Origin of the sequence: Streptomyces sp. NBC_00631, from assembly GCF_045206895.1 — a bacterium.
Classification (GTDB): Bacteria; Actinomycetota; Actinomycetes; order Streptomycetales; family Streptomycetaceae; genus Streptomyces.
The window spans coordinates 5,655,767-5,676,854 of the sequence record NZ_CP107734.1; the positions used below are offsets into that span (position 1 = coordinate 5,655,767).

Consider the following 21,088-nt stretch of genomic DNA (forward strand, 5'->3'; position numbering starts at 1 on the left):
GGGGGCAATTGCTCTGTCAGGCGATAGGGGCGTCGGATAGGGGCCTCTGCGCTTGTCTTGGCAATGGGTAGCTGATCAGGAGTCCTGGGTACGGAGGATTGGCGTCCGGGAACAGGTATGGGCGCTTCAGGGCAGGACCCGCTGGCGGCGCAGAGGTTCTGTGCTGAACCACACGTGTAGTCCTGGGTTGAACGGAGGGGGCAGAGCGTCCGAGGCGGCGACGGAACCGAGAGGGGCGCCGTAAGTCATGGCCTGGGGCCAGGGGACGCCCCGTTGGCGGGCAGTAGGTGGCGGACGACGGAGATAGGGCTGTGCAAGGAAGGCTGGTACGGATGGCGACGATTCTGAGGGGCGCCCTTGCCTGCAAGGCGGGGGAAATGGCAGGGCTCAGCAGCACAGGGATGGGTGTCGGTTGTGGTGCCGTCAAGTCCTCCGCAGTACCTCGTGGTGAGCGGGTTCTGCCCGTCTGGGGCGCCGCGGCAGGCACAGGGATAGTCGGCAAGGAGGCATACCGTGACACGAGGCCGGCATCCCCGTATTACCCCTGCCCGGGTTTGATGGCGGGGGAGGCGGACAGAGCGCCCGGCGATGGCGGCCGCCCGTGAACGTGGCACGCGAAAATGAGAGTGAGTGCCTCAAACGGAGGTTGCGGACCTGACGGGGCTGCGTTTTCGAGGCGTTTCTGCGGATGTCCGGCCCCCGGTGACCGGGGCGCGGTGCGACGAGGCGGCCCGGCAGGACCGTGTCCGCGGCGACAGGGGTCCCGGGCGGATGGTGGATGCGCTGGCACCCGTCGGTCTTTGAAGGCGGGTCGCTGAACGTGGGGGCGGTGCTCTCCACGGGGGCAAGGCGCAATCGTCCTCGGAGGCCAGGGAGTGGGTGGAGGCGTAAGGCAGCCGGGCGTGCCCGGGGCGCCTACTGGCATCGCGGGGACCGTGGCGGTTGGGGTGGCTAGTGAGTGGCTAGTTGTTTTGTGCCGCGAGCGCCGGGTGACGCTGCTGGAATTGAGCGCAGTTCTTCGCCTGCCCAGGCAACCGCTCGGCGGCGCGCAAACCCTCAGCGGCGTCGAAGTGGGCCGACCGCTCACAGATGCCTGTGCAACGAGGTCGGCCGTGTCCTTCTCAGGTGTGGCGTGGGCGGGGCAGCAGGGCGAACGCGCTCTCCGCTATCGAGGTCAGGCGGTCGGGGCTGTGGCCGTTGGCGCCTACGACCTCGCTGCCGCGGATGACGGTCAGCAGCAGGTACGCGAGGTTGTCGGGGTCCGCGTCGGGGTCGATGTCGCCGTTGCGCTGCGCCGCTCGCACGCACTCGGCCACCGCTGTGGCGACCACGGAGAAGCAGTCGTTGGCCAGGCGTTTCACCTCGGGGTCGGAGGCGCCGATCTCCAGGGCCATCTTGGCGGCGAAGCAGGCCGCCCCCGCCCGGTCGGAGGCGGGTACGTCGGCGGCGAGTGGCACCCCGTGGACGGCGCGGAGCAGGTACGCGTGCAGTCGCTCCAGGGCCCCCTCGTCCGGTCCGTCGAGCATCTTCCGCGGACCCTGCGCCAGCCGACCGAAGTAGCCGGACATCGCCTCCAGCAGCACGCCGTGCTTGCCGTCGAACGCGGCGTAGAGGCTGCCGCGGCCCAGGCCGGTGGCGGCGCTGATGTCGTCGACGCTCGTGCCGTTGTAGCCCGAGGTGCGGAACTGCCGCTCGGCGGCATGCAGGACGTGGTCGCGGTCGAAGTTTCGTGGTCTGGCCATGCGCCGAAGGTAAAGCCGATCCATCGTATTTGACAACCTAGTACAGAACTATCTAGATTTCGGACTGTTCAGTAAACAACCGTGCTGAGCTCACCGGACCGGCTTGGTCCGGGCGCGCGGGACCGTGACGCCGCGAAGGCGGCTTGGAGGTTGAACTCATGACGTTCGGGGCGTGGGACGCGGCTCGGCGCAAGAACGAGCCAGCCGGTGAAGGCTGCTTCAGAACCAATACTTCGGAGGACCTCATGACCGCGGTCGGTACGGACAACACCGCACCGGAAGGCGCGATATCCCGTGATTGCTGCTGACGAGACGTTCGACGGCACGTGGCCGTATCCCGCCCGCTTCAACGAGGCTGCCGGCTTCCGTCAGCACTATGTCGACGAGCGCCCATCACGGCCCGATCAGACGATCGTCATGCTGCATGGCGAGCCCACGTGGGGCTACGAGTGGCGCCACCTGATCGGGCCGCTGTCGCGTCACCATCGCGTGGTCGTTCCCGACCACATGGGCTTCGGCAAGAGTGAGACACCGCAGGATCGCATGTACGACGCGAGCGAACACATCCTGAATCTCGAATCGTTGCTCGTCGACACGCTCGACCTCACGGACATCACCCTGGTGCTCCGTGACTGGGGTGGCCCCATCGGCACCGGGTTCGCGCTGCGTCACCCCGACCGGATCTCCCGGATCTTCGCCACGAACACCGTGCTGCCGCTCGCAGACGACATCGCCCCTCTCATGAAGGCCAACGGCGTCGAGAGCCGATGGTTCCAGTGGGCCCACTCGGCGCTCTCGGACGGTTCGTTCGAGCAGATCCTGGGCAACGCGGGTCACACCATCGCCCACCTGATGATCGACCTGCAGCATGTCGCCCGGCCCGAGATCGCCACGCCGACCTGGATCCGCGCCTACTCCAGCCCCTTCCCGACCCCGGCGGAGTGCCGCGGTGTCATCGCTTTCCCCCGGCAGGTCCTGGAAGGCCCACAGGGCCCCCCGCCCGGACCACCGCCCATGGAGGCCGTCGCCGCGCTGCGCGCCGTGCCGGCGATGCTGGCGGTCGGGATGCGGGACACGGCGCTGCTACCCGAGTACGTCATCCCGTCGTTCAGGCTCAGCTACCCCGACGCACCTGTGGTTGAGATTCCGGGCGCCGGCCACTTCCCGACCGAGGACGCTCCCGAGACGCTGCTGGCACTCCTTGAGCTGTTCCTGCAGACGTCCGCGCGCACCTGAAGGCCGAACGGCCGGCTCCGCGGTGTGGGTGGCCGGCAACGCCGCCGATCTGGTCGTCCAGGTCGGGGCCTCCGCAGCGGCCGGCGCCGACATCAACAGGATGCCGGCCGCCGCGGACATCCGACGCGGCCCTCCAGGGGATCACCGGGGCAAGCCCACGAGGGGCCGCAGGGTGATCTTGAAGACCTGAGATCTCGGCCCGTCACCGCTCGCCTCACCTTCGTCGGCGAGGAAGCCGACCTGTTTCCTGCCTGAAAACCGATCAGTTTCCACCCGGTTTCAGCCATGCCCAGCAAGCAAGCAGCAGGAGCGTCCCGCCGAGGCAACGCCCCACTCCTCGACGCCCTCGCCCGCCACGACGACTCCACATCCTCGGCTTCCTGAACGGCCGCCCCCACCGCCCCCCACCAGATGGAGAACACGACCATGTCGGAGCGCAATCCCATGGACAAGAACACGACATCGCGACCGCGGGCCCTGGTGGTCGGCCTCGGGATCAGCGGGGCCGCCTCCGCGCTGCGACTGCATCGCGCGGGCTGGGACGTGGTGGTGCTGGAGAAGGCCCCCGAGCGGCGCCGCGGCGGATACTTCATCGCCGTGTTCGGGACCGGGCTCGCCGCCGCCGAACGGCTGGGCTTCGCCGATGCGATGCCGGATCGCCTCGCTCCGGATGGCGTGAACTACGACGTCGCCCGCACGGGCCGGCGCCGCCTCGGTGTGAGCTACGCCGATGTGTTCCCCGGGTCTCGACTGGTGGTGCGGGGCGACGTCGAAGAAGCGGCCTTCACCGCCCTGCCCGACGAGGTCGAGATCCGGTACTCGAACGTGCCGATCGGGCTAGACCAGGACCTCGACGGGGTGGACGTCGAGATCCGCGACCTGACGACGGAGACGACGACCGTCGAACGGTTCGACCTGGTGGTCGGGGCAGACGGACTGCGCTCGACGGTGCGCCGGCTTGCGTTCGAGCCCGAGCAGAGCCCGACCCGTCGGCTGAACTACATGGTCGCCGTGTGCAGCCTGCCCGAGCCGATACCCGGCTACCTCCCACAGGACGGGCTGACCATGGCCGAAGCGGGCCGATCGGTATGGGTGTTCCCCTTCGCCGACCGTCTGCCGACGGTGCTGTTCTCCTACCGCACCGACGACGTGGACGCCGAGTTCACCCGGCCGGCCATCGACTCGCTGCGCGCCGCCTACGGCCCCGAGCCCACCGGCTCCACGCTCGGTTGGCTGCTCGACCAGTTCGAGAAGGCCCCGGACCACCTGTTCGACTCCGCCGAGCAGGTGCACCTCGACCACTGGCACCGCGGCCGAGTCGTGCTCGTCGGCGACGCCGCGTGGTGCCTGACCGTTTACTCCGCCATGGGGGCATCCACCGGCCTGGCCGGGGCGGACCTGCTCGGCACCATGCTGGAACGCCACCCCCACGACGTGCCACGAGCGCTGCAGGACTGGGAGGACCACCTGCGCCCGTTCGTCGCCCACCACCTCGGCAACGCTGTGAGCATGCGCGCCTTCCTCACCCCGGGCAACCGCGCCGAGTTGCTGCTTCGGTCCATGATGATCCGCGTCGCCCGGCTGCCGATCGCCGGCCGGCTGCTCGCCAAGGTGATGGCCAACAGGGCGCGGATGAAAAGCCTGGATATCGCCGCCGCTGCGGCGTGAGTGGAGTTCCTCGGACACGAGCGGGAGAACGAGGTCGTCCGGTCCCGCACCTTCATCGAACGAATGCTCGGACGCAGGCCGCGGGGCTGGCAGGGAGGGTCATGTACCGGAGAACAGGCTGTTTTCCGGTACATCGGGGTTCACCCGAGCTGCTCGCTCCACGCGTCGTAGCAGCCGCGGTCGACGAGCCTGGTCCGGTCTGCGTCGAGGGTGGCGACTACCGTGGTCTGGCTACGGGTGCCGCACCGGCGGTGGCCTGGGCTTCTTGCAGGGCGGCCAGTGCTGGAGGGCCGATGTCGGCGAGAAGACGTCAGGCGGTGGGTGTGGAGGCGACCGGGCCGAACACCTCGCGCTGGTCACCCAGGACAGCGAGGTCAGTGCTGGTCTCGTCGGCGTCGGCGAGCATCACGGCCAGGTCGACCGCCACCCGGCCGGGGGCGTGCCCCGTGCCGTGCGGCCGCAGCCGACGCAACGCGCAGGTGACGGCGCTGGTCAGCCCGGTGACTTCGGCTGGATTCGGCCAGCAGACGGGATCCGGCATGGCTGACCACCCCGCGACCGTCGGCCGAGACGACAAGTCGGGAACGTGATCCGGCAGTGAGCACGCAGAAAGTGCCTTCCCCGCGAGACGACAGAAGCCTTGGACAAGCCCTATCGTCCCAGGTCGGAAGGCACTTTCTCGTTGTCGCCAATGATCCGGACACGACCCCAAGTGAAACGCGCAGGCCAGGGCGTGTTTCCGTGCCCGTTGCCGCGCCGCCGGGCTCAGAACCCGGGGAAGACCCTGCGCAGGTCGTCGAGGGTGACGGTGTCGCCGGTGAGTGTCACGGAGGGCGGGGTGTGGGCGGGGGCGTGCCGGCCGGTGACGAGTCGCAGCCACCACTCGGCGGGGGCCGTCAGCACGGCGTCGGCGTTCTCGGGTTCGCCGGTGAGTGCGACCGTCTCGCCGACCGAGAGACCGAAAGTGCGCTCGGGTGCGGTGGTGTGCACCGCGACGGCGACGGGGCGGTTCTCCAGGGCGTCCGCCTTGCCGATGAAGCCCAGCATCATGCCGGCCTGGTCGAGGAGCGGCCCGGTCGCGGCGGACGCCAGGGTCGTCGACGGGTCGAAGGCCGCCTCGACGTCCCACGAGTGGTGGGTGAACTCACTGAGCCGGAGCCCCGCCGCGGTCGCGACGTCCACTGGCGCGGGCAGAAAGCCGAGGTCGATCCGGAGGTCGCTGCGGGCCCCCGCGTCGAGGCCCTCGTAGCGTTCGACCAGCGCCTGGTTGGCGGTGACGAAGCCTTCGGCGCGCTCGGCCGGGGGCATCGCGTCCCAGCGGGCCCACACCGACTTGTTGAAGTCGCCGTCGGGGGCACCCGTACCGCCCGTCGCGCCCTCCAGTACGGCCAGGCCTATTTCGGCGCCGCTGCCCAGATGGCTGAGCACCTGGGAGACGTCCCACTCTGACGCGCCGGACGGGCGGGTGAGATCGGCTGCGGTGAGTCTGTGCACCACAGCGGCGAGGTGGTCGTGCCCGCTGCGCAGGGCCTCGATGATCCGGTCTGCGGCTTCGGTCATGTTCGTTTCCCCAATGAAGGCGATCTGATTCGGTGTTGTCGTCACAAGGCTGTCGGTGTCACACGGCGGTCTGGAACGAGCGCCTGGAGAAGCCGACCGTGTACCCCTCGACGGTGGTCCGCACCGACCGGTCGGGGTGCGCGGCGGTGGCGCCCAGGGTGATGAACAGCGGGATGTAGTGGCCGACGGTCGGATGGGCGTACGGCGTACCGGGCGCCCTCGTCCGGAACGCGGCGAGTTCGTCCACAGCGCCGCGCGCGAGGGCGTCGGCAGCCCAGGCGTCGAAGTCGGCGGACTAGCCCGGGACTTGGCTTTCGAGTATCGCACGGGTGATGAACGGCAGCCCGTGCGTCATAAAGCCGGAGCCGATCACCAGCACGCCCTCGTCGGTCAACGGCCTCAGCCGCGCGCCGACGTCGAGGAGCCGGTCGGGATCCTGGGTGGGCATGCTGAGCTGTAGTACGGGGATGTCGGCCAGCGGGTACATGACCATCAGCGGCACCCAGGCCCCGTGGTCGAGCCCTCGGCCGGCGTGCTGGTGGACCGGTTCGCCGTCCGGCATGGTTCCGGCGGGAGGCTGCCGCGGCCCAGGCCGGTGGCGGCGCTGATGTCGTCGACGCTCGTGCCGTTGTAGCCCGAGGTGCGGAACTGCCGCTCGGCGGCATGCAGGACGTGGTCGCGGTCGAAGCTGCGTGGTCTGGCCATGCGCCGAAGGTAAAGCCGACCCACCGTATTTGACAACCCAGTACAGAACTATCTAGGTTTCGGACTGTTCAGTAAACAATCGTGCTGAGCTCACCGGACCGGCTGCGTGCACGCCTGGCGCGATGGAGGGCAACCCATGTCTTTGAACTCCTCCGCGCCGCTCGGCGTTGCGACGCCTTCCAGATCGGCAAGGCCCGGTCTGATCCTCGCCATCCTGGCGACGGCGAGTTGCATCGCCGTACTGGATCTGTACCTCACGAACGTCGGGCTGTCCTCCGTCGGCCGCGGTGTCCGCGAGGCCTCGCTGTCGAACCTGAGCTGGGTGCTCAGCGCGTACGCGATCACCTACGCCGCTTACGTGCTACTTGGTCCGGGCTTGCCGGACCGCGACGCCGCGAAGGCGGCTTGGGGGTTGAACTCATGACACAGATGACCCAGCGACCGCCCTTTGGCGAGGACTCCCCGGCCAGGGGGTCCCAGACGACCGACCGCGTCCGGCATCGGACGGTTCAGGCAGGTGGACTGGAGGTGCCGATCCTTGAGGCCGGCAGCGGGCCGCTCGTTGTGTGCCTCCACGGGTTTCCCGACCATGCCGCCAGCTGGGCAGGGGTCCTCGACCGCCTTGCGCAGGAAGGGTACTGGGCGGTCGCGCCCGCACAGCGCGGATACTGGCCCGGCGGCGCGGCCCCCGACGGCTCCTACCGCATCGCCTCGACCGGCCAGGACGTCCTGACCCTGATCGAAGCGCTCGGGCGCGAGCAGGCGGATCTCATCGGCCACGACTTCGGAGCCGCGGCGGCGTACGGGGCTGCGAGCCTCGACGCGAGGCGTGTCCGCAAGCTTGTCACCGTGGCGGCTCCCCATGGCCGTCAACTGCTGAACGCGTTGGTTACCGACGGTGACCAGCAGCGACGCAGCTGGTACATGTTCTTCTTCCAGACAGCCCTGGCGGAGGCGGCCGTCGCGCACGACGACTTCGCCTTCATCGACCGGCTCTGGCGGGAATGGTCACCCGGCTACGAGCTGCCGGACGCGGAGCGTGCCGCGCTCAAGGAAACCCTGGGTGCTCCAGGAGTCCTGACCGAGATCCTGGGCTACTACCGCCAGTTGTTCACGCCCCCCGCGGACGAGGCGGCCCAATCCCTGCAAGCCCGGGCCTTCGGCGCCATCACCGTCCCGTCGCTCTACCTCCACGGTGCCGACGACAACTGCTTTTCCGTGGAGTTGAGCGACGGCATGGACGACCTGTTCACGAACGGCCTCGAACGCATCGTCATACCCGGCGCGGGGCACTTCCCGCACGTCGAACAGCCCACGACGGTCGCCGACCACATCCTCGGCTTCCTGAACAGCTGACCCTCCTCCGCCCGCCCAGGTCGGGGCCTCCGCAGCGGGCGGCGCACTGGCCGGCGCCGACATCAACAAGACGCTGGCCATCGCGGACACCGACGCGGCCCTCCAGAAGACCGCCGAGGCAAGCCCCAAAGCGGCCACACGATGATCTCGAAGCCCTGAGATCCCAGCCCGCCACCCACTCGCCTCACCTTCACCGGCGAGGAAACCCATCAGATTCCAGACGGCTTTCAGTCATGCCCAGCGAGCAGGCAGCAGGAGCGTCGCGCCGAGGTCAATGCCACACTCCTCGACTTCCTCGCCCGTCTGGGACGACTTCACATCTTCGGCTTCCTGAACGGCCGACCCACCCCAACCAGATGGAGGACACAACAATGTCGGAGCGCAATCCCATTCTGATCACCGGCGCCGGCGGTCATGTCGGTGGCGTGAGCAGGGTGATGATCGACATGCTGCTCGAACAGGGCCACCCGGTGCGCGCGTTCGTGCGACGGGACGACGAACGCGCGCAGTCGCTGCGCGAGGCCGGGGCCGAGGTCTTCGTCGGTGACCTGTTCAAACTCGCGGACGTGGCCGCCGCGCTGAAGGGTGTCAAGCGCATCTACTTCAGCATGACCCCGCAGCCGTACTACGTCGATGCCCTCACCTTGATGGCCACGGCGGCGCGAGCGCAGGGCGACATCGAGGCCTTCGTGCACATGTCCAACCAAGAGCAGTCGTACATGACGTTCGAGAAGATGACCGCACCGGATGAGGAGCGGCGTTCATGGCTCGGCGGACTGGTCACGGACTTTTCACCGCAGCAGCGGGCGCACTGGGTCTGCGAGCGGGTGCTGGAGTGGTCCGGCCTCCCGACCGTCAACGTGCGTGCGACCCTGTTCGCCGAGAACCCCCATCTGACCTGGATGCTGGCGGGCCCGCTGAGCAACGGTGAACTGCGCCTGCCCTTCGGCAACCAGCGGCTCGCGCCCATCGCCGTGCACGACGTGGCAGAGGTGTGCGTGAAGACGCTGGTCGACCCCGCACCGCACATCTCGAAGTCCTACACGCTCACCGGCCCGGAGCTGAAGGACATGTACGGGTTCGCTGAGGACTACGCAGCCGTGCTGGGACGCCAGGTCGCCTACATCCCTGAGGAATTGGAGGCCTGGCAAGATACCTTCCTCGACGAGACCGCCCTGCAGAAGGACCTGGGCGATCCGGGTACGGCCCGGCACGTGGCGGCGCACCTGAGGATCCAGACCAGTCTGATCGCCAGCGGGCGGTACGACGAAGTCTCCGACCAACTGGAAACCCTGCTCGGGCGCCCACCGCGGACCATGCGGTGGGTGCTGCAGAACAACACTCGCCTGCGCGAACTGGTGGGTGCCCCGAGCCAGTGAGCGCTCCGGAGCAGAACATGACGCCACACCGGAGTCCCCAGCCTGAGGGGTGGCTCTCAGGCGTCGGGGCGGGCGAACACGGGGCGCTGTTGACGTGCGGCGAACCAGGTGACAAATAAACCCCGAGTAACTTTCGGAGCCGGTTCTTCCTCGTGGGACTCGTCGTGGCCCTCCTCCTCGCGGGGATCGGGCCAGCGGCCGAACGGGCCGATCTGGCCAGGGCGTTCGGCTCCGAGTGCCCCCGGGGCCCTTCGCACGGTGCGACACCAAGGGGATCACGCGTGCTCCCCTTGGTGTCGGGTGTGCGCGAGCAGCGCGGCCGCGACGTCGTTCGCCTGGTCCTCGGTCTGTTCAACGACCGTGTTCACCGCGTCGGTGGCGCCGCTTCCGGACCGATGAGGTCCACGCGGGTCGGTCGGCGCGGGGCGATGATCTCCGGCCCGGCCGGGGCGCCGGTCTCCTCGGCTTCGGCGAGCGCGCGGCAGACGGAGGCGGCCGAGGGGTGCTGCCCGGCGTTCTTATCGGTCTTGATGGTCAGCTTCTTCGCGATCTCGAGGACGGGGACGCCTTTGTCCTTCACTGCGCGGGCGACGGTGATCAGTCGGCCGGAGTGACCACGCGGTACTCGTCGTCGGCGACCGGCGCGGACGCCAGGTCGCGCCACTGCTCGTGCGGATCGGGATCGTCGCCGTCGTACTCGACGACCAGGCGGAGGCCCGCCGTGAACTCGTCGAGCTGACCGGCTGTTCGACGGGGCCGGTGACGAGCACCGCGTTCTCCTCGGGCATCTGCTCGGCCCGGCCCTCGCCCGCTTCCACCGGAAAGCTCGTCGACCGGGCGAAACAGCACTTCAACCTGACCGTCAAGCCGGTCAGCCGCCCCAAGGACGCCTCTGGCTTCGTCATGCTGCCCCGCCGCCGGGGCGTCGACAGGTCGTCGCGTGGATGATGCACGCACGCCGCCATGCCCGGGACTGAGAACGGCTCATCCAGTACTGAGACCCTGAACACCTGGGCCGTCATCACCCTCATGCCCAGGCGTCTCGCACGGAAGGGGGCCACCCCCAGCCGGCCAAGGAAACCCGTATCGGCCACGAGTGCCTGACAGGCGTGGTCACCGTTCCCCGGTCAAGCGGATTCCCGCAGCCCGTGCTCCATCTGCTCTCTAGGCGGAGGCGGCAGCCACGAAGAACGGAATGGCGATGAGGAAGCGGCCGGCCTCGGCGCGTCGGCGCTGTTCGGCGACCCATTCATCGGCCTGGCCGCGGCCGACCGCACCGCTCGTGCAGGCCCCCTCGGAGAGCATGGTGGCCAACGACAGCATCGCAGGATCGGTGAACACGCTCGTGTGCACCTCGACGGTGACGTCGTTGAAGCCGCCGTCCAGGAGCAGGTTGCGGTACTGGCGGCCGGCGCGGGGCGTGCCCAGGAGGTCGGCACGGGCGTGCACGATCGTGCGGGTGAGCGCCGCGTCATCAGAGTCGACCATGATGGCGTCCCAGTCCTGCCCGACCAGGACGATCCTGCCGCCCGGGCAGAGGACGCGCCGCGCTTCCGCCACCGCGCGCCACGGCTCCTGAAGAAATTGGAAGACCTTGTCGGCACGGTAGCCGCGCACGCTTCCGTCGGCGAACGGCAGATCCTCCGCCCCCGCCTCCCAGAACTCGGCCCCCGGCCACCGTTCCCGGGCCGCGGCCAGAATCCACGGATCGGGATCCACGCCCACCGCGTGGACGCCACGCTCGGCCAGCTCGGCGACGGCCCGCCCGGCACCGCAGCCGATGTCCACGACAGACGAGCCCGGGACAAGAGACAACAGTTCGTAGGAGCGGGCCCGCAGCAGGCTTGCGCTCGGCATCTGGTCCATCGCGTCGAGGAGGGCCAGCATGGCCTCGGTGTCTCGGTGCTTTTCCACAGCTTCCTGGTTCTTGGACATGGACGCCAGGCTCCGACTTGATGTCAACATGAAGTCGAGCGGAGACAACGGCGCGAGGGCGATGAGTATCGGCGCTCTCGCGGCACGGTTGGGTCTCGCACGCACGTCCTGCGGTATTGGGAGTCGATGGGCCTGCTGCAGCCCGTACGGGACGCGGGCTGACGCCGTCGCTACGGCGCGGACGGCGCCGTGCCCTTGTCAGTGGTGGTGCGGGCGAGGCAGCAGGGCGAACGCGCTCTCCGCTATCGAGGTCAGGCGCTCGGGGCTGTGGCCGTACGCTCCCACGACATCGCTGCCGCGGATGACGGTCAGCAGCAGGTACGCGAGGTCGTCGGGGTCCGCGTCGGGGTCGAGGTCGCCGTTGCGCTGCGCCGCTCGCACGCACTCGGCCACCGCCGCCCGGACCACGGAGAAGCACTCTTTGGCCAGGCGTTTCACCTCGGGGTCGGAGGCGCCGATCTCCAGGGCCATCTTGGCGGCGAAGCAGGCCGCCCCCGCCCGGTCGGAGGCGGGGGCTACGTCGGGGGCGAGTGGCACCCCGTGGACGGCGCGGAGCAGGTATGCGTGCAGTCGTTCCAGGGCGCCCTCGTCCGGTCCGTCGAGCATCTTCCGCGGACCCTGCGCCAGCCGACCGAAGTAGCCGGACATCGCCTCCAGCAGCACGCCGTGTTTGCCGTCGAACGCTCCGTAGAGGCTGCCGCGGCCCAGGCCGGTGGCGGCGCTGATGTCGTCGACGCTCGTGCCGTTGTAGCCCGAGGTCCGGAACTGCCGCTCAGCGGCATGCAGGACGTGGTCGCGGTCAAAGCTTCGTGGTCTGGCCATACAAAGACGGTAAAGCCGACCCACCCTTATTGACAAGTCAGTACAGAACTGCGTAGGTTCCGGACTGTTCAGTAAACAACCGTCCTGAACTCACCGGACAGCGCCCGACGAAGCCATGCCCACAACCCAAGGAACCACCATGCAGACAGCTCACCGAGTGGCCCTCGTGACGGGCGCCTCCTCCGGGATCGGGCGGGCGGCGGCGCTCGCTCTCGTGGGCGCCGGCTTCACGGTGGTCGGCACGAGCCGCAACGCGGCGAAGGCCGAGCCGCTCGCCGGGGTGACGTTCCTCGATCTCGACGTGGCCGACGACAAGTCGGTCCGCGCGCTGGTCGGGGAGGTGATCGATCGGTTCGGCCGGATCGACGTCCTGGTCAACAACGCAGGCGTGGGCGCGGTCGGAGCCGGCGAGGAGAGTTCGACCAGCCAGGCCAAGGAGGTCTTCGACATCAACGTCTTCGGCGTGATGCGGATGACCAACGCAGTGTTGCCCCGCATGCGCACCCAGGGCGGTGGCCGCGTGATCAACGTCTCCTCGGTACTCGGTCTGATCCCCGCCCCCTTCATGGCCGTCTACGCCGCCACCAAGCATGCGGTCGAGGGCTACTCCGAGTCCGTCGACCACGAGCTTCGCGAGCATGGCGTCCGGGTGCTGCTGGTCGAGCCGGCCTACACAAAGACGAGTTTCGAGGCGAGCAGCATGGCCCCCGACTCGCCCCTGCCGGTCTACGCCGCACAGCGGGAGGTCTCCCGAGACGTGCTGGCCACGGCCGTGCGCAACGCCGACGGCCCGGACGTCGTCGCGAAGGTGATCGTCGCGGCCGCCACCGATTCCAGGCCCAAGCTCCGGTACACCGCCGGCTCGATGGCCAAACGCGTCAGCCTCCTGCGCCGGATCGTGCCCTCGCGCGCCTTCGACGGACAGATCCGCAAGCTCAACCGACTGGCCGGCTGACCCCTCAAGTACGGGGCGGCGCCCGAGGAGACGCACATGTTCGAACCAGAGACACCGAAGCCGGCATCCCCACCTCTCGTCCGACCGCTCTTGGAGGCCGCGCGGACCGTCATCATGACCGTGGACGACGATCCCGGGGTGTCCCGGGCCGTCGCCCGTGACCTGCGGCGGCGATACGGCGGTTCGTACAGGATCGTGCGTGCGGAGTCCGGCGAGTCCGCGCTGGAGGCGCTGCGGGAGCTGAAGCTGCGTGGCGATCTGGTCGCGGTGATCCTGGCCGACTACCGGATGCCGCAGATGAACGGCATCGAGTTCCTCGAACAGGCCATGGACGTCTACCCGGGTGCCCGGCGCGTGCTGCTGACCGCGTACGCGGACTCGGATGCGGCCATCGACGCGATCAACGTCGTCGACCTCGACCACTACCTCCTCAAGCCGTGGGACCCGCCGGAGGAGAAGCTCTACCCGGTGCTCGACGACCTGCTGGAGGCGTGGCGGTGCAGTGACTTCCGGCCGGTGCCGAGCACCAAGGTCGTCGGTCACCGGTGGTCGGCGCGCTCGTCGGACGTGCGGGAGTTCCTGGCCCGCAACCAGGTGCCCTACCGCTGGTACTCCACGGAGGAGCCCGAGGGGCAGCGGCTGCTGATGGCCGCGGGGCAGGACGGGCAGCGGCTGCCGGTGGTGATCACGGCGGACGGTACGGCGCTCGTCGAGCCGGAGGTGCCCGAACTGGCCGCGCACGTGGGGCTGGCGACCACACCCACGGCCGACTTCTACGACCTGGTCGTCATCGGCGGCGGACCGGCCGGGCTGGGCGCGGCCGTGTACGGGGCCTCGGAGGGGCTGCGTACGGTGCTCGTGGAGCGGTCGGCGACCGGCGGGCAGGCGGGGCAGAGTTCGCGGATCGAGAACTACCTGGGCTTCCCGGACGGGGTGTCCGGCGGCCAGCTCACCGACCGGGCGCGACGCCAGGCCACGAAGTTCGGCGCCGAGATCCTCACCGCCCGTGAGGTGACGGGACTGGAGAGCAGCGGGGCGGCACGGCTCGTACGGTTCGCGGACGGGTCGCAGATCTCGGCGCACAGCGTGATCCTGGCGACCGGTGTGTCGTACCGGCAGCTGGAGGCGCCGGGTGCCGACGAGTTGTCGGGCCGCGGGGTGTTCTACGGCTCGGCGCTCACCGAGGCCGCCGCCTGCCAGGGCCACGACGTGTACATCGTCGGCGGCGCCAACTCGGCCGGACAGGCGGCGATGTACCTGTCCAGGGGCGCCAAGTCGGTCACCCTGCTGGTGCGCGGAGCGGACCTCACCGCGTCGATGTCGCACTACCTGATCCAGCAGATCGCCCAGTCGCCGAACATCTCGGTGCGGGCCCACACGGTCGTCGAGGCCGCGCACGGCGACAACCAGCTGGAACAGCTGACGTTGCGCGACACGGTGAGCGGGCAGACCGAACTCGTGGACGCGCAGTGGCTGTTCGTGTTCATCGGTGCGGCTCCGCTGACCGACTGGCTGGAGGGCACCGTGTTGCGGGATGAGCGCGGGTTCATCCTCGCCGGGCCCGATCTGACCGCCGACGGGCGGCCACCGGCGGACTGGGAGCTGGACCGGCCGCCGTACCACCTGGAGACCAACATCCCCGGCGTGTTCGTCGCCGGGGACGCGCGCGCGGAGTCCGCCAAGCGGGTCGCGTCCGCCGTCGGAGAGGGAGCCATGGCCGTGATGCTCGTACACCGGTATCGGGAGCAGTCGTGAACGGGCAGGTGATGCCGTGCGACGCGGCGGAGATCAGTTCGCTGTTCCTGTTCGAGAAGCTCAGCGCCGAGCAGCTCGGCAGGCTGTGCGGGGAGGGACGGGTCGAACTGTTCGACCCCGGGCCGGTGTTCACCGAAGGTGACCCGGCGACCGACTTCTACGTGATGATCGAGGGCACGGTCGTCATGTCGCGCCGGGTGGGCAGCGACGACATCGAGGTGAGCCGCACGTCCCAGCCAGGGGTGTACGCGGGGGCCCTGCGGGCCTACGTCGGGGACGGGAAACCGCAGCGGTACATCAACTCGCTGCGGGTGTCGGAGCCGACGCGGTTCTTCGTGCTGCCCGCCGAAGCGTTCGCGAACTTCATGCACGAGTGGTTTCCGATGGCGATCCATCTCCTGGAGGGGCTCGTCCTCGGTTCGCAGACCTTTCAGCGGGCCGTCGGGCAGCGCGAACGGCTGCTGGCGCTGGGCTCGTTGTCCGCGGGTCTCACCCATGAGCTCAACAACCCGGCCGCGGCGGCCGTCCGGGCCACCTCCTCGCTCAGGGACCGGGTCGCGCACATGCGCAACAAGCTCGGCGCCATCGCCTCGGGCCCCTACGACGGCGATGCCCTGAAGACCCTGGTCGACCTCCAGGAGCGTACGGCCGAGCGGGTCTCCAAGGCGCCGGCACTGAGCCCGCTCGAAGCGTCCGACCGGGAGGACGAACTCGCCGACTGGCTGGACGACCACGGTGTGCCAAACGGCTGGCAGATCGCGCCGACCTTCGTGCAGGGCGGTCTCGACGTCGACTGGCTGGAGCAGATCGCGGCGGCCGTCGTCGAGCAGGAAATCTTGCCGAGTGCCATCGAGTGGCTCACCTACACGGTCGAGGCCGAGCTGTTGATGTCCGAGATCGAGGAATCCACCAACCGTATCTCGCACCTCGTCGACGCCGCCAAGCAGTACTCGCAGCTGGACCGCGCCCCCTATCAGGTCGCCGATGTCCACGAACTCCTCGACAGCACGCTGCTGATGCTGTCGGGCAAGATCGGTCCCCAGATCGAGGTCGTGAAGGAGTACGACCCTTCGGTGCCGAGGATTCCGGCCTACCCGGCCGAACTGAACCAGGTGTGGACCAACCTGATCGACAACGCCGTCTTCGCCATCAAGAGCGCGGGCGGCGAAGGGACATTGACCGTACGGACGGCCCTCGAACACGACCGGCTGCTCGTGGAGTTCCGCGACACGGGCCCGGGAGTGCCGGCCGACATCCGCGACCGGATCTTCGACCCGTTCTTCACCACCAAACCGGTGGGTGAGGGCACCGGGCTGGGGCTCGACATCTCCTGGCGGATCGTCGTCAACAAGCACCACGGTGACCTGAAAGTCGAGTCCGTACCCGGCGACACCCGATTCCAGGTGCTGCTCCCCCTCACCGCCACCGACCCCGACACCGAGCCCGATGCCGTCCCTGACCCGGCCCAGGAGCCCTCATGACCAAGGACACCGGAATCGACCCCAGCGTCCCGCCCAGCGGTACCGGCTGCGTCGAGTGCGACGCCAACGGCGGCTGGTGGTTCCATCTGCGGCGCTGCGCCCAGTGCGGTCACATCGGCTGCTGCGACGACTCACCCGCCAAGCACGCTTCCGGCCACTTCCGGGACACCGGCCATCCGGTGATCCGCAGTTACGAGCCGGGTGAGGCCTGGTTCTGGAACTACGAGACATCCGAGCTGTACGAGTCCGGTCCGGCCCTGGCTCCGCCGGACGCCCACCCTGCCGACCAGCCCTCCCCGGGACCGGCGGGGCGCGTGCCGGCGAACTGGGCGGACACGCTGCGCTGAGCCTGGCCGACCAGGGTCTCTTGCAGAACATCCGCGCCGGTCTGCGGGACATGGCCAAGACGTGCGACCGGCCGACGCCCCACCGGATCACCGACACGGCCCTCGCGGGCCGCTGAGACAGGACACTTCGGGCGACCGCACCTCTTTGCACTTGATCAACTTCACAGGTCGGCGAAATAAGGAGAATGCCCGTATTGAGGCATTCTCCTTACCTGAAAGGGCAGAACCATGGAACGCAACGAGTCTCCCGACGCGGCGTACGCGAGAACCTGGAGCAACGGCCGCGGCGGGGTGCGGTTCTTCACCCGGGCCGATGGCTCGCGGCTGCGCTACTACACGGTGGGCACCGGCCCCGCCCTCGTGCTGATGCACACCGTGCGCGGCCAGCTCGACTACTTCCAGCGCGTGATCCCGCTGCTGTGGGACCACTACACGATCTACGCGCTGGACCTGCCCGGGATGGGATGGTCCGACATCGTCCCCGGCGCCCAGTACGAGGAGCCGCAGCTGCGGGCCGCGGTTGTCGAGTTCGTCCGCGGACTGGACCTGCACGACGTCACCCTGTCGGGCGAATCGCTCGGGGGCGCCCTGTCCCTGTCGGCATCGGTCGACCTGAAGGACCGGGTCAGCCGGGTCGTGGCCTTCAACAGCTACGACTACCCCCAAGGAGGCGAACGCGGAAACTTGATCGCCCGCCTCATCATCTCCAGCGTGCGGATGCCCGTGCTGGGCCCCTTCTTCGCCACCCAGGAGCCCCGGCCGATCTTCCGGGCCATCCTGCAGGGCGGCTACGTCGACAAGACCAAGCTGCCCGAGGACTTCATCACCGAGCTGCTGAGGAGCGGCCGTCGCAAGGGCTACGACAAGGTGGGCCGAGGGATCTTCCGCAGCCTCAAGGGATTCGACCGGGCCCGCGAGCGCTACCCGCGCGTGTCGGCGCCCGTCACCCTCGTCTACAGCGAGAACGACTGGTCCAAGCCCGCCGAGCGAGACCGCGTGGCCAACGCGCTGACGGACGTCCACCGCATCACCGTGCCCCGCACCGGCCACTTCTCGGCACTGGAGCGCCCCGACGAGATGGCGCGGATCCTGCTCGGCGCGGCCTGACCCCAGACGACCGGCACCTCCGCCCATCCCCGTCAGGACATGAGGAAGCGCCATGACTCAGGCCGTCTCCCACGTGGTCAACCGCCTTGTCATCGACGCCGAGGACACCTTTGACGACGTCCGCCGGCGCTACGAATCGCTGATACCCGCCATCGACTTTGCCGAACTCGCCGAGGTGGCCGGCGCAGGCGACCTCGCGGCGTTGCAGGCCTACATCGCCACACACACGCCTCATTCGTTCGCCATCTACTGGACGCTGGATCCGATGCCGGTGATGCGACTGTCGGGACACCGGCTGCGCGCCGTGACTTACATGATGGGAAACAACGTCATCGCGGAAACCATGTTCCGCCACGACCCCGGCAGCATCCTGTACGCCCCGCTGCGCACCGCGATCTACGAGACCGCCTCCGGCCGCGTACAGATCAGCATCGACCAGCCGTCGAGCAAATTCGCCAGCTTCGGTGATCCCCGCATCGCCGAGGTCGGAGCACAACTCGACGCCAAAGTCGCTGAACTGCTCCGCCTCATGGCACTGCCGGTACCACCGGAGCTGATCACGGCCTGACCCTTGGCACTCCAGCACCGTTTCGCTGTCTGACCTGGTTAGAGACATCGGCCGGCCCATCGCGTTCACCACGGATGCCGCACGGTTGGCCTGCAGCAGCGGATGGCACGGATAGGTTTGCAGGACGGCGGTGCCGAGTTCGATCGACGATGTCGCTTGCCCGGCGAACGCCATGGCGACGAGGGGGTCGCCCGCAACACGCTGACGCGGTCGCGGTGACCGCGACCGCGTCAGCGTTCATGAGGGTGGCGTCTCCGTTCGGGGTGGGTAGCGCGCCGGCGGTGCGGCGGGCCGTGTCCCGCCCCGGCGCGAACGGTGGCGCATCTGCTCTGTGAGCCCGCGGCATCGGCGTATCGCCGACCGTCGTGTGAACTGTTTGCCGAGGTGTTCCCGGCTGACATCGGCCGTTCGGCTGGGCCTCTCACGCCGCAGCCGTCAGGAACCGCCCGTTCGGCCGCCCGACCGCCACACCGGCGGCCTCTCGCCATGCCCCGCGCCGGAGCCACTCGACCCCACAGCGGTAACCGCGTCACCACCGGACGGCACGGAAACCGGCGAACTCACCATGTTCTCCCCGGCCAGCACTGACACGGGCTCCTCATGCCCCACCCGGGCCGGCTCGACCCGCTCCCGCGCGGCGTGTACCTCCGCCTGAGCCTGCTCCAGGACCTCCGTCCAGGAGTCCAACTCCTGCCGCGCCCGCGCCTCACGCCGTTCCATCAACCCCAGCACCGACGGCATCGCATCCTCCTCGATCCACAACAAGCCGCCCCTGCCTGCCCCTACCCCGTCGCGATCACGCCCCGCACACGAAGAAGCCCCCGCTCGTCGAACAGGAACCCCCTTTCCCGCAACGCACTGAGTCTCGATCAGAGCGTGGCACTGCGGTCTTCTGCTGTTCGCCTCGCGAGGACTTCGCCGGCATCTACGGGCCCGGAACCATCGAGCCTTCCGGGCTGCTGCCCGGCGGCACGCTCACCGAATGGGCGTCGTGGCGGTGGGTGATGTACGTAACCGCCGCCTTCACGGCGCCGCCCTGGTCGGTGCCTTGCTGCTGGCCAAGCCCGTGATCGCCCGGAAGTCCAAACTTGACATTCCGGGCATCGTCGTAGTGAGCGAGGGTCGACCTGCCGCAGTTGACAACTCAGTACAGAACCGTCTACGTTTCTGACTGTTCAGTACACAACGGTCCTGAGCTCACCGGACAGGCTGCGTGCACGCTTGGCGCGATCGAGGGCAACCCATGCCTTTGAACTCCTCTGCGCAGCCCTCCACAACAGCCCAAGACGGTCGCCCGCCATTTCCTGGGCTTCCCGAACAGCTGCCCCCCCTGCAAACCACCCGGAACTCGAAGGGTTGAGCGAACCATGACTGACAAGGAAAAGCAGGAGGCGACAGCTGTGACGACTCCTGCGTATGCGAGCGACGCACTTGCCGAGGGGACCGTCGACGCGGTGGTGATCGGCGGGGGCGCCGCGGGCCTGAACGGTGCACTGATCCTCGCCCGCTCCCGCCGCTCGGTCGTCGTGATCGACAGCGGCTCCCCGCGCAACGCACCTGCGGACGCCGTGCACGGCCTCATCGCCCTGGACGGCACCCCGCCCTCCGAGATCCTTCGGCGGGGCCGGGAGCAGGTGCGCCAGTACGGCGGACGCGTCGTGTTCGGCAAGGTGGTCTCCGCCGAGCCTGCCGCCCCGTCTGCGGACGGGGACCTTCGGTTCACCGTCACCCTGGCCGACGGCCGCAGCATCACCGCCCGCCGCGTCCTGGTGGCCACCGGCCTGAAGGATGTGCTGCCGGAGGTGCCCGGGCTCGCCGAGCACTGGGGACACAGTGTCGTGCACTGCCCGTACTGCCACGGCTGGGAGGTGCGCGACGAGCCCATCGGCATCCTCGCCACCGGCCCCGCCTCCATCGGCCCCGCGTTGTTGTTCCGCCAGCTGACTGAGGACCTGACCTACTTCACCCACGGCACCGACCTGGACGAGGACACCCGCGCCCGCTTCGCCGCCCGCGGCATCCGCGTCATCGACACCCCGGTCACCGAGATCGTCGACGACGAGGACGGTGCCCTCGCCGGGGTGCGCCTGGCCGACGGCCAGGTCGTGGCCCGCCGCGTCCTCGCGGTCGTCCCGCAGATGCAGGCCCGAACCCAGGGCCTGGAAGGTCTGGGCCTGCCGGTGCGGGACCTGCCGAATGTGGGCCGCGCTTTCGCCTCCGGCCCGGACGGCGCCACCGAGGTGCCGGGCGTGTGGGTGGCCGGCAACGTCACCGATCCGGTCGCCCAGGTCGGGGCCTCCGCAGCGGCCGGCGCACTGGCCGGCATCGACATCAACAAGAAGCTGGCCATCGCGGACACCGACGCGGTCCTCCAGGGCTGAAATCCCCATCCACCACCCACCACCCTCACCTTCACCGGCGAGGAAGCCAATCAGATTCCAGACGGCGTTCAGTCATGCCCACCAAGCAAGG

The 21,088-nt window shown here is 68.9% G+C and carries 22 protein-coding genes and 1 pseudogene; 14 read left to right on the forward strand and 9 right to left on the reverse strand.

The annotated features are described in order from the left end of the window. Positions 1-1,121: 1,121 nt before the first annotated feature. Positions 1,122-1,742 carry a TetR/AcrR family transcriptional regulator gene (locus OHB00_RS25950; protein ID WP_406437991.1) on the reverse strand — a complete coding sequence of 207 codons (621 nt, stop codon included), beginning with the start codon at positions 1,740-1,742 and terminating at the stop codon, positions 1,122-1,124. Positions 1,743-2,036: 294 nt separating this feature from the next. Here OHB00_RS25950 and OHB00_RS25955 point away from each other — a divergent pair, with 294 nt between their 5' ends. Together OHB00_RS25955 and OHB00_RS25960 are read left to right on the forward strand one after the other, a co-directional pair. After that, positions 2,037-2,978, forward strand: coding sequence for an alpha/beta fold hydrolase (locus OHB00_RS25955; RefSeq protein WP_406437993.1), 942 nt, complete (start codon positions 2,037-2,039; stop codon positions 2,976-2,978). A 426-nt stretch (positions 2,979-3,404) separates the two neighbouring features. After that, the gene (locus OHB00_RS25960; protein ID WP_406437995.1) at positions 3,405-4,646 is read left to right on the forward strand and encodes an FAD-dependent monooxygenase; all 1,242 of its coding nucleotides are present in this window, start codon (positions 3,405-3,407) and stop codon (positions 4,644-4,646) included. Between the two features lie 310 nt (positions 4,647-4,956). On the opposite strand, the gene OHB00_RS25965 is transcribed toward OHB00_RS25960, so the two are convergent. The 5 genes and pseudogenes from OHB00_RS25965 to OHB00_RS25985 form a co-directional block, all read right to left on the reverse strand. Further along, a complete protein-coding gene (locus OHB00_RS25965; RefSeq protein ID WP_406437997.1) occupies positions 4,957-5,187 on the reverse strand; it encodes a hypothetical protein in 231 nt (76 codons plus the stop codon). A 224-nt stretch (positions 5,188-5,411) separates the two neighbouring features. Further along, the gene (locus tag OHB00_RS25970) at positions 5,412-6,206 is read right to left on the reverse strand and encodes a maleylpyruvate isomerase family mycothiol-dependent enzyme (RefSeq protein ID WP_406437998.1); all 795 of its coding nucleotides are present in this window, start codon (positions 6,204-6,206) and stop codon (positions 5,412-5,414) included. Positions 6,207-6,264: 58 nt separating this feature from the next. Further along, positions 6,265-6,453 carry a hypothetical protein gene (locus OHB00_RS25975; RefSeq protein ID WP_406438000.1) on the reverse strand — a complete coding sequence of 63 codons (189 nt, stop codon included), beginning with the start codon at positions 6,451-6,453 and terminating at the stop codon, positions 6,265-6,267. 48 nt (positions 6,454-6,501) lie between these two features. Continuing rightward, the gene (locus tag OHB00_RS25980) at positions 6,502-6,699 is read right to left on the reverse strand and encodes a hypothetical protein (RefSeq protein ID WP_406445985.1); all 198 of its coding nucleotides are present in this window, start codon (positions 6,697-6,699) and stop codon (positions 6,502-6,504) included. A gap of 80 nt (positions 6,700-6,779) precedes the next feature. Further along, positions 6,780-6,911 (reverse strand): annotated as a pseudogene (locus OHB00_RS25985) (TetR/AcrR family transcriptional regulator); the annotation flags it as partial. Between the two features lie 136 nt (positions 6,912-7,047). Between OHB00_RS25985 and OHB00_RS25990 the strand changes: the two are divergent. The 3 genes from OHB00_RS25990 to OHB00_RS26000 all read left to right on the forward strand — a co-directional run bounded on the left by OHB00_RS25990 (position 7,048) and on the right by OHB00_RS26000 (position 9,646). Then, complete coding sequence (locus tag OHB00_RS25990) at positions 7,048-7,335, forward strand: hypothetical protein (protein WP_406438001.1); 288 nt, start codon at positions 7,048-7,050, stop codon at positions 7,333-7,335. A gap of 104 nt (positions 7,336-7,439) precedes the next feature. Further along, positions 7,440-8,267, forward strand: a complete 828-nt coding sequence (locus tag OHB00_RS25995; protein WP_406438003.1) for an alpha/beta fold hydrolase — start codon at positions 7,440-7,442, stop codon at positions 8,265-8,267. Positions 8,268-8,623: 356 nt separating this feature from the next. Continuing rightward, on the forward strand, positions 8,624-9,646 hold the full coding sequence (locus OHB00_RS26000; protein WP_406438004.1) for an NAD(P)H-binding protein: 1,023 nt from the start codon (positions 8,624-8,626) through the stop codon (positions 9,644-9,646). Positions 9,647-10,010: 364 nt separating this feature from the next. Here OHB00_RS26000 and OHB00_RS26005 read toward each other — a convergent pair whose 3' ends face one another. Next, positions 10,011-10,226 carry a hypothetical protein gene (locus OHB00_RS26005; RefSeq protein ID WP_406438005.1) on the reverse strand — a complete coding sequence of 72 codons (216 nt, stop codon included), beginning with the start codon at positions 10,224-10,226 and terminating at the stop codon, positions 10,011-10,013. An 89-nt stretch (positions 10,227-10,315) separates the two neighbouring features. Between OHB00_RS26005 and OHB00_RS26010 the strand changes: the two genes are divergently transcribed. Continuing rightward, positions 10,316-10,594 (forward strand): hypothetical protein, encoded by a 279-nt coding sequence (locus tag OHB00_RS26010; protein WP_406438006.1) that lies wholly within the window; start codon positions 10,316-10,318, stop codon positions 10,592-10,594. A gap of 216 nt (positions 10,595-10,810) precedes the next feature. Here the strand turns inward: OHB00_RS26010 and OHB00_RS26015 are convergent, their stop codons facing one another. Together OHB00_RS26015 and OHB00_RS26020 are read right to left on the reverse strand one after the other, a co-directional pair. Beyond that, positions 10,811-11,581, reverse strand: a complete 771-nt coding sequence (locus OHB00_RS26015) for a methyltransferase domain-containing protein (protein WP_406438008.1) — start codon at positions 11,579-11,581, stop codon at positions 10,811-10,813. A gap of 198 nt (positions 11,582-11,779) precedes the next feature. Beyond that, the gene (locus OHB00_RS26020) at positions 11,780-12,403 is read right to left on the reverse strand and encodes a TetR/AcrR family transcriptional regulator (RefSeq protein ID WP_406438009.1); all 624 of its coding nucleotides are present in this window, start codon (positions 12,401-12,403) and stop codon (positions 11,780-11,782) included. 139 nt (positions 12,404-12,542) lie between these two features. Between OHB00_RS26020 and OHB00_RS26025 the strand changes: the two genes are divergently transcribed. The 8 genes from OHB00_RS26025 to OHB00_RS26060 all read left to right on the forward strand — a co-directional run bounded on the left by OHB00_RS26025 (position 12,543) and on the right by OHB00_RS26060 (position 20,997). Beyond that, complete coding sequence (locus tag OHB00_RS26025; RefSeq protein ID WP_406438010.1) at positions 12,543-13,358, forward strand: oxidoreductase; 816 nt, start codon at positions 12,543-12,545, stop codon at positions 13,356-13,358. Between the two features lie 114 nt (positions 13,359-13,472). Further along, a complete protein-coding gene (locus tag OHB00_RS26030) occupies positions 13,473-15,113 on the forward strand; it encodes an FAD-dependent oxidoreductase (protein WP_406438011.1) in 1,641 nt (546 codons plus the stop codon). After that, positions 15,110-16,594 carry an ATP-binding protein gene (locus OHB00_RS26035; RefSeq protein WP_406438013.1) on the forward strand — a complete coding sequence of 495 codons (1,485 nt, stop codon included), beginning with the start codon at positions 15,110-15,112 and terminating at the stop codon, positions 16,592-16,594. Before OHB00_RS26030 ends, OHB00_RS26035 begins: the two co-directional genes overlap by 4 nt. Further along, on the forward strand, positions 16,591-16,941 hold the full coding sequence (locus OHB00_RS26040) for a UBP-type zinc finger domain-containing protein (protein WP_406438014.1): 351 nt from the start codon (positions 16,591-16,593) through the stop codon (positions 16,939-16,941). The genes OHB00_RS26035 and OHB00_RS26040 overlap by 4 nt, the downstream gene beginning before the upstream one ends. Positions 16,942-17,169: 228 nt before the next feature. Continuing rightward, on the forward strand, positions 17,170-18,048 hold the full coding sequence (locus OHB00_RS26045; RefSeq protein ID WP_406438015.1) for an alpha/beta fold hydrolase: 879 nt from the start codon (positions 17,170-17,172) through the stop codon (positions 18,046-18,048). A 52-nt stretch (positions 18,049-18,100) separates the two neighbouring features. Further along, a complete protein-coding gene (locus OHB00_RS26050; RefSeq protein WP_406438017.1) occupies positions 18,101-18,616 on the forward strand; it encodes a DUF302 domain-containing protein in 516 nt (171 codons plus the stop codon). A 982-nt stretch (positions 18,617-19,598) separates the two neighbouring features. Beyond that, complete coding sequence (locus tag OHB00_RS26055; RefSeq protein WP_406438018.1) at positions 19,599-19,787, forward strand: hypothetical protein; 189 nt, start codon at positions 19,599-19,601, stop codon at positions 19,785-19,787. 196 nt (positions 19,788-19,983) lie between these two features. Continuing rightward, positions 19,984-20,997: an NAD(P)/FAD-dependent oxidoreductase gene (locus OHB00_RS26060; RefSeq protein WP_406438019.1), complete on the forward strand. Its 1,014-nt coding sequence runs from the start codon at positions 19,984-19,986 to the stop codon at positions 20,995-20,997. Positions 20,998-21,088 lie beyond the last annotated feature (91 nt).